This window comes from Vulcanithermus mediatlanticus (assembly GCF_055385885.1).
In genome coordinates this window covers 213433-226141 of record NZ_AP042385.1, presented here as the reverse complement: position 1 = coordinate 226141, position 12709 = coordinate 213433, and the positions used below count along the sequence as shown (strand labels likewise).

The 12709-nt window shown below is 66.1% G+C and carries 14 protein-coding genes; all 14 read left to right on the top strand.

The features are described 5' to 3' along the window. The first annotated feature begins 8 nt into the window (after positions 1-8). A complete protein-coding gene (locus ACZ5BT_RS02045; protein ID WP_464884969.1) occupies positions 9-980 on the top strand; it encodes a polyprenyl synthetase family protein in 972 nt (323 codons plus the stop codon). Positions 981-1049: 69 nt separating this feature from the next. Beyond that, complete coding sequence (locus ACZ5BT_RS02040; protein WP_464884968.1) at positions 1050-2318, top strand: Glu/Leu/Phe/Val family dehydrogenase; 1269 nt, start codon at positions 1050-1052, stop codon at positions 2316-2318. Next, complete coding sequence (locus tag ACZ5BT_RS02035) at positions 2315-3592, top strand: Glu/Leu/Phe/Val family dehydrogenase (RefSeq protein ID WP_464884967.1); 1278 nt, start codon at positions 2315-2317, stop codon at positions 3590-3592. The genes ACZ5BT_RS02040 and ACZ5BT_RS02035 overlap by 4 nt, the downstream gene beginning before the upstream one ends. Before the next feature lie 80 nt (positions 3593-3672). Then, the gene (locus tag ACZ5BT_RS02030) at positions 3673-4191 is read left to right on the top strand and encodes a GNAT family N-acetyltransferase (RefSeq protein ID WP_464884966.1); all 519 of its coding nucleotides are present in this window, start codon (positions 3673-3675) and stop codon (positions 4189-4191) included. Further along, positions 4172-5092, top strand: coding sequence for a 2-hydroxyacid dehydrogenase (locus ACZ5BT_RS02025; protein ID WP_464884965.1), 921 nt, complete (start codon positions 4172-4174; stop codon positions 5090-5092). Before ACZ5BT_RS02030 ends, ACZ5BT_RS02025 begins: the two co-directional genes overlap by 20 nt. Before the next feature lie 120 nt (positions 5093-5212). Beyond that, positions 5213-7198 (top strand): transketolase, encoded by a 1986-nt coding sequence (gene tkt, locus ACZ5BT_RS02020; RefSeq protein WP_464884964.1) that lies wholly within the window; start codon positions 5213-5215, stop codon positions 7196-7198. Between the two features lie 49 nt (positions 7199-7247). Further along, the gene (locus tag ACZ5BT_RS02015; RefSeq protein WP_464884963.1) at positions 7248-8141 is read left to right on the top strand and encodes a quinate 5-dehydrogenase; all 894 of its coding nucleotides are present in this window, start codon (positions 7248-7250) and stop codon (positions 8139-8141) included. Between the two features lie 28 nt (positions 8142-8169). Then, a complete protein-coding gene (efp, locus tag ACZ5BT_RS02010) occupies positions 8170-8727 on the top strand; it encodes an elongation factor P (protein WP_464884962.1) in 558 nt (185 codons plus the stop codon). Between the two features lie 12 nt (positions 8728-8739). Then, positions 8740-9243, top strand: coding sequence for an acetyl-CoA carboxylase biotin carboxyl carrier protein (gene accB, locus ACZ5BT_RS02005; protein ID WP_464884961.1), 504 nt, complete (start codon positions 8740-8742; stop codon positions 9241-9243). Next, on the top strand, positions 9240-10577 hold the full coding sequence (gene accC / locus ACZ5BT_RS02000) for an acetyl-CoA carboxylase biotin carboxylase subunit (RefSeq protein ID WP_464884960.1): 1338 nt from the start codon (positions 9240-9242) through the stop codon (positions 10575-10577). The genes accB and accC overlap by 4 nt, the downstream gene beginning before the upstream one ends. 9 nt (positions 10578-10586) lie before the next feature. Further along, on the top strand, positions 10587-10910 hold the full coding sequence (locus tag ACZ5BT_RS01995) for an Asp23/Gls24 family envelope stress response protein (protein ID WP_464884959.1): 324 nt from the start codon (positions 10587-10589) through the stop codon (positions 10908-10910). Beyond that, positions 10900-11334, top strand: coding sequence for a transcription antitermination factor NusB (gene nusB, locus ACZ5BT_RS01990; protein ID WP_464884958.1), 435 nt, complete (start codon positions 10900-10902; stop codon positions 11332-11334). Before ACZ5BT_RS01995 ends, nusB begins: the two co-directional genes overlap by 11 nt. A 15-nt stretch (positions 11335-11349) precedes the next feature. Then, the gene (locus tag ACZ5BT_RS01985) at positions 11350-12177 is read left to right on the top strand and encodes a bifunctional 5,10-methylenetetrahydrofolate dehydrogenase/5,10-methenyltetrahydrofolate cyclohydrolase (RefSeq protein ID WP_464885746.1); all 828 of its coding nucleotides are present in this window, start codon (positions 11350-11352) and stop codon (positions 12175-12177) included. Further along, positions 12174-12656 (top strand): divergent PAP2 family protein, encoded by a 483-nt coding sequence (locus ACZ5BT_RS01980; RefSeq protein WP_464884957.1) that lies wholly within the window; start codon positions 12174-12176, stop codon positions 12654-12656. Before ACZ5BT_RS01985 ends, ACZ5BT_RS01980 begins: the two co-directional genes overlap by 4 nt. Positions 12657-12709 lie beyond the last annotated feature (53 nt).

The following is a 12709-nucleotide window of genomic DNA, read 5'->3' as shown; positions in this document are numbered from 1 at the left end:
CTGACACCGTGGACGTGGACGCCGGGACGGTGTTGGCGAAGGATTCGCTCGAGGAGTTCGAGCGCAGGTTGCGATCGGTCCTCCACTCGCAGGTGGAGTTCATCCAGCTGATCGAGGATGACCTGGTTTACGCCGGGGGAAAGCGCGTTCGGCCCAGGTTGGCGCTCCTCGCCAGCCGCGCTTTGCGCGAGGAGGGCGTGCCCTACGAAATGAACCTGGCGATGGCGGTGGAGCTTTTGCACTCGGCGACCCTCTTGCACGACGACCTGGTCGATGATGCCGAGACCCGCCGGGGCAAGGAGGCAGCCTTCCGGAAATACGGCAATGCGGTCAGCGTTTTGGCCGGCGATTTCCTGCTTTCGAGGCTGCTTTTCCTGCTGGCCGAAACCGGACAGGTTTCGCTCGTTTCCATGTTTGCCGAGGTGGCGCGGCGGCTGGCTGAGGCCGAGGTGCTGCAGTTCCAGGTCGCGGCCTACGAAGATCACTCGCTTGAGAACTACCGGACGATCATCGAAGGCAAGACGGCGGCACTGATGCGGGCGGCGACCGAAGGCGCGGCCCTGTTGGCGGGTCTCGACGAGGCTCACCCCCGACGCCGGGGGCTTGCCGAATTCGGCGAGGCCTACGGCCGGGCGTTCCAGATGCGCGACGATTACCTCGACCTCATGGGCGACCCACAACGGCTCGGTAAGCCCGTGGGCGGAGACGTTCGTGAGGGCAAACTCACGCTCATCACCATCTTGCTGCTCAAGCGGCAGCCGGATACGGTGCGGCCGATTTTCCTCCGCCGTGGTCAGGGCGACGGCGACATCGAGCGCTTGCGCGAGCTCGCCGTTTCGACCGGGGTGGCCGAAGAAGTGGTCGAGGCCATCCGCGAAGAGGTCCGCAGGGCCAAGTCGGCGCTTTCCATCCTCCCCGACTCGCCCGCCCGGTCGGCGCTGGCGGCTTTGGCCGAGGCCGAGATCGAGCGACTTGCCTAGTCGGGAATCAGGGGTTTGGGCTCCGTGAAAGCGCTATAATCCCCGGGTGGATGAGAACGGGGGGATCGAATGGCAAACCAAGCTTGGAAGCCGCCGGACGGGGAGGGGCTTTGGGGTGATTTTCTTGATTACCTGGGCGCTGCTCTCAAGTGCAACCGACTGCACCCCACGACCTACGAATATCTCACGCACCCCCGGAGGGTAGTCAGGGTCGCCCTCCCGGTCCGCATGGACGATGGGCAGATACGAACATTCCACGGTGTCCGCGCCGTGCACAACATCGCACTGGGGCCGTCCATCGGCGGGGTTCGTTACGACCCCGCCTTAAGCGTTGGCGATGCCGTGGGCCTGGCGGCGTGGGGAACCTTGAAGGCCGCGGTCTTGGGGCTGCCCTTTGGCGGTGCCGCCGGTGGGGTCGCGGTGGATCCATCCCAGGTCTCGAGGGCCGAACTCGAGCGCATCAGCCGACGCTACATGGCGGAGCTGGTCACGCTGGTCGGGCCGGAGATGGACGTGCTGGCCCCGGATCTCGGGACCAGCGATCAGGTGATGGCCTGGTACATGGACACCTACTCTCAGGCGAGAGGGTTTATCGAGCCCGCGGTGGTGGTGGGCAAACCTGAGCGCCTCGGAGGAACGCGGGGCCGCGATGACGCGGTGGCCGTGGGTTTGGTCCACGTGACCGTGCGATTCGCCAGCCGTTTCGGCCTCTCGCTTTCGGGGGCCACGGTCGCCGTCCAAGGCTACGGCCAGGTCGGCCGGGCGGTGGCCCGGGTGCTTGCTCAGCGCGGGGCCAAGGTGGTCGCGGTCTCGATGGACGTCGGTGGGCTTTACGACCCCGAGGGGCTCGATCTCCGGGCCCTCGAGGCCCACTTCCAAAAGGAGGGAACGTTCGACGGTTTTCCCGCCGAGCCGATCGATAACGAGGCGCTTTTGACCCTTCCGGTGGACTATCTGGTCCTGGCGGCGTACCAGCACGTGATTACCGAGGCCAACGCCGAAGCGGTCCGGGCCAAGGTGGTGGTGGAAGGCGCCAATGTGCCGGTGACCGCCGAGGCTGATCGCATTTTGGATGAGCGGGGGATCAAGGTGGTGCCGCACACGCTCGCCGCGGCCGGCGGTTTGGTGGTTGGGTATTTCGAGTGGGTTCAAGACCTGAACAACTATTTCTGGGACGAGTCGCGGGTCAAGAGCCAGCTCAAGTCCGCGATGGAACGGGCGCTCGATGTGGTATGGGCGAAGGCGGAGGCGGACGGTGTCGACCTGCGCAGCGCGGCCCATGGGCTGGCCATCGCCCGCATTGACGAGGCCACCCGGATGAGGGGAGTGTATCCATGAAGCACGAGTCACTGTCCTACCTTCCGAAGGAGAATCAGGGGCCCTGGAAGACGTATCTCGAGCAGGTGGAGCGAGTGACGCCGCACCTCGGCAAGCTTGCCTACTGGGTCGAGACCTTAAAGCGCCCCAAACGCATCCTCATCGTGGACGTCCCGATTCGGTTGGACGATGGAACGGTGGCCCACTTCGAGGGATACCGCGTGCACCACAACACTTCACGCGGTCCGGCCAAGGGCGGGATTCGCTACCACCCGGCGGTCACCCTTTCCGAGGTGATGGCGCTTGCGGCCTGGATGACGATCAAGAACGCGGCCGTGGGCTTGCCTTATGGGGGCGGAAAGGGCGGGATCCGCGTCGATCCCGCCAAGCTCTCCGTCGCCGAGCTCGAGCGCCTGACCCGCCGCTACACCTCTGAGATTGGGGTTTTGATCGGGCCGCAGCGGGACGTGCCCGCCCCCGACGTCGGCACCAACCAGCAGGTCATGGCCTGGATGATGGACACCTTTTCCATGAACGTGGGTTCGACGGTGCCCGGCGTGGTGACCGGCAAGCCGATTCCGCTCGGCGGTTCGCTCGGCCGCCGGGACGCGACCGGCAACGGCGTGTTCTTCGTGACCGCGGCGGCGGCGAAGAAGATCGGGCTCGATCTCGAGGGCAGCCGGGTCATCATTCAGGGCTTCGGTAACGTGGGGAACGCGGCGGCGCGCGCCTTCCACGAGCACGGTTCGCTGGTGGTGGGGATCGCCGACGTGACCGGCGCCATCTACAACGAGAAGGGGATCGACCCTTACGATTTGACGGCCTACGTGGCCGAGGCCGGCGGTGTGCGGGGCTACCCGAAGGCTGAGCCGGTGCCGGCCCAGGAGTTTTTCTCGCTCCCGGCCGATATCGCCATCCCCGCCGCCCTCGAGGGCGTCATCACCGAGCAAAACGCCTGGAAGATCAAGGCCAAGATGGTGGTCGAGGCGGCGAACGGCCCCACCACCCCCGCCGCCGACGACATCCTGTCCGAGCGGGGCATTTTGGTGGTCCCCGACGTGATCGCCAACGCCGGGGGCGTGATCGTCTCCTACTTCGAGTGGGTGCAGGACTTCAACTCCTACTTCTGGACCGAGGAGGAGGTCAACGACAACCTGCGCCGGGTCATTACCGAGGCCTTCGAGGCCGCCTGGCAAAAGGCCGCCGAGCGGAAAGTGACCCTGCGTACCGGCGCCTACGTGGTGGCGGCCACCCGGGTGCTCGAGGCCCGGGCGCTTCGCGGGCTCTACCCCTGAGTTCGCTCTCGATCGAGCCGGCCCGCCGAACTTCGGCGGGCCTTTTTCGCCCTTTGGCGGGTGACCGTATGCTAGGAACGATGCCGGTGGTCCGACTCAAGGATTTTCGCCAGGGTCTGAGCGACGAGGAGTGGCGCGCCTTCTACCAGGCCTTCAAGGACCCGGAGATCGCGCATTACAACGGACACCGTCCCTTGAAGATGCCATTTTGGCTCTTTCGGCGGGTGGTGATGGCCGAGCTCTCGCGGGGCGACCGGGTGGCGTTCGCCATACTGGATGAAGAGGGGAAGTGGTTGGGCGCGGTCGAGCTCTACGAGATCGAAGCCAGCCGCGCCACCCTCGGCGTCATCCTGACCGACAAGCGGCGCTGGGGGATGGGCTACGGGAGCGAGGCGGTCCGACAGGCGGTGCGGTACGCCTTTCAGGAGCTGGGGCTGGAAAAGGTCGAGCTGCGCACCTTCAAGTGGAACACCCGGGCCCGGCGGGCCTTTGAGAAGGCCGGCTTCCGCTTGGTGGGGTTCGTCCCGGCCTCGGGCGGGGAGGAGGATGCGTTGATGGTGATGACGAAAGAGGTGTGGCGTGAAGGTCTGGGTGCCTGAGACGATTCCGGCGGAGCTCCTTGCCGATCTTCCCGAAGGCGTTGCCTGGGATTACCTGCCGCGGCGCGGGCCCCTGCCTCCGGGCGGGGATGAAGTGGTGTTCCTGGTCCCCAACTACGGTCTCCGTCAGCGCCTGGCCGAGGTGCTCCCGGCGCTGCCGCGCCTCAAGGTGGTGCAAACCCTCTCGGCAGGGGTGGACTGGATCGTGGACCTGATTCCCCCCGGCGTGGTCCTGGCCGATGCCCGCGGCGTGCACGACGTTTCGGTCGCCGAATGGGTGATCTCAGCCATGCTCGCCCTGGCCAAGGAGGCCCCGCGTTTTGCCAAAGCCCAGCAGGAGGCGCGCTGGATCCGCTGGGGCGAGGTGGCGCTCGACGAACTCGCCGCGAAGACGGTTCTGATCGTTGGCTACGGCTCGATCGGGCGGGCGCTGGAGGCCAGGCTGCGCCCGTTCGGAGTGCGCGTCGTGCGCCTTGCCCGGCGGGCCAGGGCAGGCGTTTTCGGCGTTGGGTCGCTTTTGGAGTTGTTGCCCGAGGCCGACGTGGTGGTGTTGCTCCTTCCGCTCACCCCCGAGACCAGGGGGCTCGTGGATGAACGCTTCCTCTCGCGAATGCGCCCGGGGGCCTGGCTGATCAACGCCGGCCGGGGGGCGCTCGTGGACACCGAAGCGCTGGCGACGGCGCTCCAGCGGGGGCACATTCGCGCTGCCCTCGACGTCACCGACCCGGAACCGCTGCCGGCGGACCACCCCCTTTGGCGCGCGCCGGGGCTTTTGCTCACGCCTCACGTGGCCGGGGCGACGTCCCGCTTCCTGCCCCGGGCGCTGGCACTGGTCCGGGCCCAGATCCGGCGGTTCCTCGAGGGCCGTCCGCTTTGGAACGTGGTGAAGGAAGGCTACTAGGGCCCCCGCCGCGGCAAAAGCCGCGGCGGGGGCCCGGAAAAGCGAGCCGAAGGCCAATGCCGTATCGGTATGCCGATAGGCTGGCGGCCGCCCCTTGAAGTCGGCCTTTAAGATAGAGCCATGACCGAGATCGAGAGACTCGCGGTGAACGCGATCCGTTTCCTCGCCATCGACGCCGTGGAAAATGCCAAGTCGGGGCACCCGGGCATGCCCATGGGGGCCGCGCCCATGGCCTACGTCCTTTGGCACGATTTTCTGAAGGTGAGTCCCGACGATCCCCGCTGGCCCGACCGCGATCGCTTCGTGCTCTCGGCCGGGCACGGCTCGATGCTGCTCTACGCCCTACTCCACCTGAGCGGCTTCGAGCTGCCGCTCGATGAGATCAAGCGCTTTCGCCGCCTGGGCTCGAAGACTCCCGGTCATCCCGAGTACGGTCTTACCCCGGGGGTGGAGATGACCACCGGCCCTTTGGGGCAGGGGATCAGCACCGCGGTGGGGATGGCGCTGGCCGAACGCAAGCTGGCGGCGGAGTTCAACCGCGAGGGTTATCCCCTCGTCGACCACTACACCTACGTGATCGCTTCCGACGGCGACCTCATGGAGGGAGTTTCCGGCGAGGCCTCGAGCCTGGCCGGGACCTGGAAGCTCGGCAAGCTGGTGGTCCTTTGGGACAACAACCACATCAGCATCGACGGTCCCACTGATCTCGCCTTCACCGAAGATGTGATGGGCCGCTACGAGGCCTACGGCTGGCAGGTGCTGGAGGTCGAAGACGGCGAGGACCTCGAGGCCATCCGCCGTGCGATCCATGCGGCCCGGGAAGATCTCGACCGGCCTTCCTTGATCGCGGTGCGGACCCATTTGGGGAAGGGGAGCCCGCTGGAAGACGATCCCGCGGCCCACGGCGCGCCCCTGGGGCCGGCGGCGGTGGCCAAAACCCGGGAAAACCTCGGCTGGCCATATCCGCCTTTCGTGATCCCCGATGAGGTCTACGAGCACTTCAAGGTCATCGCTGAGCGGGGGCAAACAGCCCAGGAAGCCTGGGAGCGCCGGCTTGAAGCCTACCTCGAGGCTTTCCCTGAAGAGGGGGGCGAGTTCGTTCGCCGGGTGGTGGAGGGCCGCTTGCCCGAGGAAGGGATCCGCACCTTTGGCGTCGAGTTCGCTGCCGGCGAAAAGGTGGCCACCCGGAGCGCGAGCGGCCAGGTGCTCGCGGGGTTGGTGGAGAAGCTGCCCGAGCTCGTCGGCGGGAGCGCCGATCTGACGCCCTCCAACAACACCCGCGCCGGGGCGATGGTGGACTTCTCGCCCGAGCGACCCGAGGGGCGCTATCTCCACTTCGGCGTCCGCGAGCACGCCATGGGGACGGTGCTCAACGGTCTTGCGTTGCACGGCGGGTACGTCCCCTACGGGGGCACCTTCCTGGTGTTTTCCGACTACATGCGGCCCGCCATCCGCCTCGCGGCCCTCATGGGCGTGGGTCCCATCTACGTCTTTACCCACGACTCGATCGCCCTGGGCGAAGATGGCCCCACCCACCAGCCGGTCGAACACCTCATGAGCCTTCGGGCCATCCCCGGCCTCACCGTGATCCGCCCCGCCGACGCGGCCGAGGTGGTCGAGGCCTGGAAGGTCGCGCTCTTGCGGCGGAAGGGCCCGGTGGCCCTGGTGCTTACCCGGCAAAAGCTCCCAGTGCTCGATCGCGAGGCGCTGGCCTCGGCTGAGGGTTTGTGGAAGGGCGCCTACGTGCTCAGCGACGTGCCCGACCCCCGGGCGGTGATCGTGGCCAGCGGCTCCGAGGTTCACCTGGCGCTTCAGGCCCAGGCGGCCCTTCGCGAAGAGGGGATCGGCGTCCGGGTGGTAAGCATGCCTTCCTTCGAGCTCTTTGAAGCTCAGCCCCCCGACTACCAGGCGGCGGTGCTCCCGGATCTGCCCACGCTGGCCGTCGAGGCCGGGGTGTCCCTCGGCTGGGAGCGTTACGCCGACGCCTGCGTGTGCCTGGACCGGTTCGGGGAGAGCGCACCCGGCGAAACGGTCTACCGGCACCTCGGCTTTCGTGCGGAGCGGGTTTCCGAAGAGCTCAAGGCCCTGCTCGGCTGGAGCGAGTGATCTGGGGCGGGGCCGGCGGAATCCGGCCCCGTTGGTATAAAATTCCCTCGTGTCTAAGCGAGTCGTAAGCGTCTCCCTAGGTTCTTCCCGGCGTGACCACCGGGCCGAGATCGAGGTTCTTGGTGAGCGGATTGTCCTTGAGCGTATCGGAACCGATGGCAGTTTCGAGCGAGCCATCGATCTGATCCGTGAGCTCGACGGCGAGGTTGACGCCATCGGGCTCGGGGGCATCGATCTCTACCTCATTGCGGCGGGGAGGCGCTACGTGATCCGCGATGCGCTGCGCCTGGCCCGGGCTGCGAAGAAGACGCCGGTCGTCGACGGCTCAGGGCTTAAGGCCACGCTTGAGCGCCGGGCCATCTTCGAGCTCGACAAGGCGCTGGGCTTTGCGGGCAAAAAGGTCCTGATTCCATCCGCGGTCGACCGCTTTGGCATGGCGGAGGCGTTTTACCAGGTTGGTGCGAATCCCCTTTACGGCGACATCATCTTCGCCTTGGGGCTGCCGGTGGCGCTGAGGTCGCCCCGGCAGCTTGCCATCTTGGCCCGGCTTTTTTTGCCGATCTTCACCAAGCTGCCTTTCCAGTGGCTCTACCCCACCGGTAAGAAGCAGGAGGAACGCAAGGTCGACTGGCGCGCCCGCTACTTCCGCTGGGCCGATGTGATCGCCGGGGACTTCCTCTATATCAAGCGTCACCTTCCCGACGGGATGGAGGGGAAGATCGTGGTCGCCAACACCACGACCCCGGAGGACCTCGAGTTTCTTCGCCAGCGCGGCGTGGCCCGACTGGCGACCACCACCCCAAGGCTTGGCGGGCGCAGCTTCGGCACCAACGTGATGGAAGCCTTTATGGTGGCCCTGGCCGGCAAGCACCCATTGAGCGAAGCGGAGTATGACGAGTGGATCGATCGGCTGGGGTTACACCCGGAGTGGGTTGACCTCTAAGCGTAGAATCTAGGATTGGAGGAGAGGAATGATCGGTGTAACGGATCTACGCCCTGGCACCAAGGTGAAAATGGACGGCGCGCTATGGGAGTGCGTGAGCTACCAGCACCAGAAGATCGGTCGCGGTGGGGCCAAGGTCGTGGCGAAGTTCAAAAACCTCGAGACCGGCGCCACCGTCGAGCGCACCTTTAACTCGGGTGAGAAGCTGGAGGATATCTACGTCGAGAGTCGTGAGATGCAATACCTTTACCCCGAGGGCGAGGATTACGTCTTCATGGATCTCGAGACCTACGACCAGTACTCGGTGCCGGCGGCGGTCGTGGGGGATGCGGCAAAGTACATCAAGGAGGGCACCGGCGTCATCGCCGATGTCTATGAGGGGCGGATCATCAAGGTGTCGCCGCCGACCACGGTCGAGCTGACGGTGGTGGAAACACCCCCGGGTGTGAAAGGTGACACCGTCAGTGGCGGTTCGAAGCCGGCGACGCTGGAAACCGGCGCTGTGATCCAGGTGCCCCTCTTCGTGAACCAAGGCGATGTGGTGCGCGTGGACACCAGGACCGGCGAATACGTCGGGCGCGCGTAGGGGAGGGGCGTCATGAACATTCGCGAGTTGAAGCAGATCCTGCAAGCGATGGAGGCCACCGGCGCCACCGAGCTGAGCCTGGAGACCGCGGATTACAAGCTCAGCGTCCGGCGCGGGGCGACCGAGCTGGTGGTGACCCCGGCTTCGCCGGCGCCCCAGCCCCAGCCGGCGGCGGTGAGCATGCCCCAGCCCTCCGAGGCGCCTGAAGCACGGGAAGAGGCGTCGCAGCCGGCCCCGGAAGCGACGCAAGAGGCCGCCGAGGCGGCCTGTGCTGGCTGCGTCGAGGTGAAGGCGCCGATCGTCGGCACCTTCTACCGCCGTCCGGCCCCGGATGCGGAGCCCTACGTGAAGGAGGGCGACAGGGTCGAGAAGGGTCAGGTGCTCTGCATCATCGAGGCCATGAAGCTCTTCAACGAGATTGAGTCCGAGGTCTCCGGGATCGTACGGCGAATCCTGGTTGAAGACGGCGAGCCCGTCGAGTACGGGCAGCCGCTTTTCCTGATTGAACCGGTATGAAAAAGGTTTTGATCGCCAACCGGGGCGAGATCGCCCTCCGTATCCTGCGCGCGGCGCGCGAGCTCGGTATTCGCACCGTGGTCGCGCATTCCGAGGCCGATGCCGAGAGTTTGCCGGTGTTGCTCGCGGACGAGGCGATCTGCGTGGGGCCCGCGAGTCCAACGCAGTCCTATCTCAATATCCCCAACATCCTCTCCGCGGCCATCGTTTCCGGGGCCGACGCGATCCACCCCGGCTACGGTTTTCTGGCCGAGAACCCGACCTTCGCCGAGATGGTCCGCGAGCACGGCATCACCTTCATCGGGCCCACGGCCGAGAACATGCGTGCGCTGGGGGATAAGGCCTCGGCCCGGAAGATCGCGCGTGAAGCCGGGGTGCCGGTGGTTCCCGGGACCGATGAGCTGCAAGACCCCGAGGAGGCCAAGCGCGCGGCCGCCGAGATCGGTTATCCGGTGATTTTGAAGGCCTCGGCCGGGGGCGGCGGGCGGGGTATGCGCCTGGTGCACACCGAGGAGGAACTCGAGCGTGCGGTTTTGCAGGCCCAGGAGGAGGCTCGGGCGGCGTTTGGTAACCCGGCGATCTACCTGGAGAAGTACATCGAGGAACCCAAGCACGTCGAGGTCCAGGTTCTGGGCGACGGTGAGCGGGTGATTCACCTTTTCGAGCGTGACTGCTCGATCCAGCGCCGTCACCAAAAGCTCCTCGAGGAAGCCCCCTCGACCCTGCCGCCGGAGGTGCGGGACGGGCTTTTAAAAAGCGCGGTGCGCCTGGCCGAGCACATCGGCTACGTTTCGGCGGGGACGCTCGAGTTCCTGGTTGATCGCGAGGGCAATTTCTATTTCATCGAGATGAACACCCGCATCCAGGTGGAGCACCCGGTGACCGAGATGGTGACCGGGGTGGATCTGGTCCGCGAGCAATTCCTGATCGCGGCCGGAGAGCCGCTCCGGCTCAAGCAGGAGGAGATTCGGGCCAGCGGCCACGCCATCGAGGTTCGCGTCAACGCCGAGGATCCGGATAAGAATTTCCGCCCCTCGATTGGCAAGGTGGAGACCCTCTTGTGGCCGGGCGGAGCCGGCGTGCGGGTCGACAGCCATCTCTACGCCGGTTACCGTATTCCCTCCCACTACGACTCGCTCCTCGGCAAGATCATCGTGTGGGACTTAACCCGCGATGCGGCCATCGCCAGGATGCGCCGGGCGTTGGAGGAGACGGCGCTTGAGGGTCCGGGTCTCAAGACCACGATTCCCTTCCACAAAAAGGTGCTCGATAACGCCTTTTTCCGGCGCGGGGCGGTGTACACGAACTTCGTGGCCCGCCGCATGAGCGAGTAAACTGGGGCGATGATAGACTTCGATTTGAGCGAAGCGGCGCTTTTGCACCTCATCACCTACGCCCTCGAGGGGGTGGAGGGGGTGCGGTTGGCTTCGGGAAGGAGCGTTGGCGACGTTTTCTCAGGACGCCGTGCCCGGGCGGTCAAGGTCACGCGGGATGAGGGCGGTGTTCGCGTCGAGCTGGCGCTGGTGGCGGTCTATGGCAAGCCCCTGCCCGCGCTGGGGGAGGAAGTCCAGCGAGCGGTGAGCGAATCCCTGCGGGCCACCGCCGGCCTCAGGGTGAAGGCGGTGGACGTTACCTTCTCGGAGGTGGAGCCCCGAGATGCGTCGTAGAGCCAGGGAAATCGCCTTTAAGGCGCTCTTTGAACACATGGGCGGGGGCGTGACGCTCGAGGAGGCCTGGCGGCATGCGCTGGAACTTGAGGAGCAGGCGCTCGACGAGGAAACCCGGGATTTCGCCAAGCGGCTCATCGAAGGCTACCTGGCTGAGCGAGACCAGGTGGACCGGGCCCTTAAAGAGACCATCCGCGGTTGGACGTTTTCACAGATGAATCAGACCGACCTGACGGTGCTCCGCCTGGCCACCTATGAAGCGCTCTACCTCGATACGCCCTTCGAGCCGCTGATCGAGGTGGCGGTTCGGATCGCCAAGCGGTATGGGGGGGAGGATTCGGGGCGCTTCGTCAACGGCGTGCTTGCCCGGCTCTTGGAGCGCATACGCTCCGGGGAGCTCCAGGCCGTTCCGCGTTTGGGGTGAACCGTGGCCGAGATCATGAAAGGAAAGCCGGTCGCCGAATCGGTCTATGCCGAGCTCCGCGGCCGGCTCGCAGGCCTGGGATTCGTGCCCAGCCTCCACGTCATTCGTTTGGGGGAGGATCCGGCCTCGGTGGCCTACGTTCGCCTCAAGGCCAAAAGGGCAAAGGCCCTGGGCCTCAGGAGCACGGTTCATGTCCTCGATAAGGGGACCCCGGAGCGGGAACTGATGGAGCTGATCGCGGCCCTGAACCGGGACGACGATGTCGACGGGATCCTGGTGCAGCTCCCCCTGCCGGCGCACATCGACGTGCGCCGGGTACTGGAGGCGATCGACCCCGCCAAGGACGTCGACGGCTTTCACCCGGTGAACGTGGGGCGCCTCTGGTCGCAGGGGCCGGGCGCCGGGATCGTGCCCTGTACCCCGGCCGGCGTGATTCGCCTGCTCAAGCACTACGGCGTGGCCATCGCCGGCAAACGCGCTGTGGTGGTCGGGCGGAGCAACATCGTCGGCAAACCCATGGCCGCGTTGCTTTTGCACGAAAACGCCACGGTAACGGTGGCCCACTCGCGGACGCGCGACCTGGCCGCCCATCTGCGCCAGGCCGAACTGGTGGTGAGCGCCGTCGGGCGAGCGCACTACCTCAAACCCGAGATGCTGTCCCCGGGGGTGGTGGTGGTCGATGTGGCGGTCGTGCGGACCGAAGAGGGATTGGTGGGGGACGCCGATCCCGCCGTGGCGAGCGTGGCCTCGAAGCTGACGCCCGTCCCCGGCGGCGTGGGGCCGATGACGGTGGCCATGTTACTGAAGAACACCGTGGATGCGGCTTTGCGGAGGCGTGGATGAAGATCCCTCCCGAGGTCATCGCGAGATGGGATACCGGCCTGGCCCAAAACCAGGTCTTTTGGACGGCGGTGATCGCCAACGTTACCGCCCAGTCGCTGAAGCTGGTGCTCGACTACCTCTTCAACGGACGCTGGGACTGGCGCCGGCTGCTCGATACCGGGGGTATGCCCTCGTCGCACTCGGCGACGGTTACCGCCCTGGCCGTGGGCGTGGCCATGAGTTCGGGCTGGGACAGTCCGCTCTTTGCCGTGGCTGCGATCCTGGCCCTGATCGTGATGTACGACGCCACCGGCATCCGCCGGCAGGCCGGGCGCCAGGCCGAGCTCCTCAACGACCTGGTCGAAGAGCTGCAGCAAGTATTCGAAGAAGGGTTCGCTCGCGAGCCGGTCAAAGAGCTTTTGGGCCATAGCTATATCGAGGTCTTCGTGGGCGCGCTCCTGGGTTCGCTCGTGGCCTGGGTGAGCTTCGCCCTCGTGTAAGATCGGCAAAAGCGTCGGTGAGGCTGGTCAGAGGTGTGGCGGTCGGCTAATAT

Coding starts and splice junctions, on each gene's coding strand:
- ACZ5BT_RS02035 (WP_464884967.1), top strand. CDS start 2,315: ATGAAGCACGAGTCACTGTCCTACCTTCCGAAGGAGAATCAGGGGCCC.
- ACZ5BT_RS01995 (WP_464884959.1), top strand. CDS start 10,587: ATGATAGACTTCGATTTGAGCGAAGCGGCGCTTTTGCACCTCATCACC.
- nusB (WP_464884958.1), top strand. CDS start 10,900: ATGCGTCGTAGAGCCAGGGAAATCGCCTTTAAGGCGCTCTTTGAACAC.
- ACZ5BT_RS02040 (WP_464884968.1), top strand. CDS start 1,050: ATGGCAAACCAAGCTTGGAAGCCGCCGGACGGGGAGGGGCTTTGGGGT.
- accB (WP_464884961.1), top strand. CDS start 8,740: ATGAACATTCGCGAGTTGAAGCAGATCCTGCAAGCGATGGAGGCCACC.
- accC (WP_464884960.1), top strand. CDS start 9,240: ATGAAAAAGGTTTTGATCGCCAACCGGGGCGAGATCGCCCTCCGTATC.
- ACZ5BT_RS01985 (WP_464885746.1), top strand. CDS start 11,350: ATGAAAGGAAAGCCGGTCGCCGAATCGGTCTATGCCGAGCTCCGCGGC.
- tkt (WP_464884964.1), top strand. CDS start 5,213: ATGACCGAGATCGAGAGACTCGCGGTGAACGCGATCCGTTTCCTCGCC.
- efp (WP_464884962.1), top strand. CDS start 8,170: ATGATCGGTGTAACGGATCTACGCCCTGGCACCAAGGTGAAAATGGAC.
- ACZ5BT_RS02030 (WP_464884966.1), top strand. CDS start 3,673: ATGCCGGTGGTCCGACTCAAGGATTTTCGCCAGGGTCTGAGCGACGAG.
- ACZ5BT_RS01980 (WP_464884957.1), top strand. CDS start 12,174: ATGAAGATCCCTCCCGAGGTCATCGCGAGATGGGATACCGGCCTGGCC.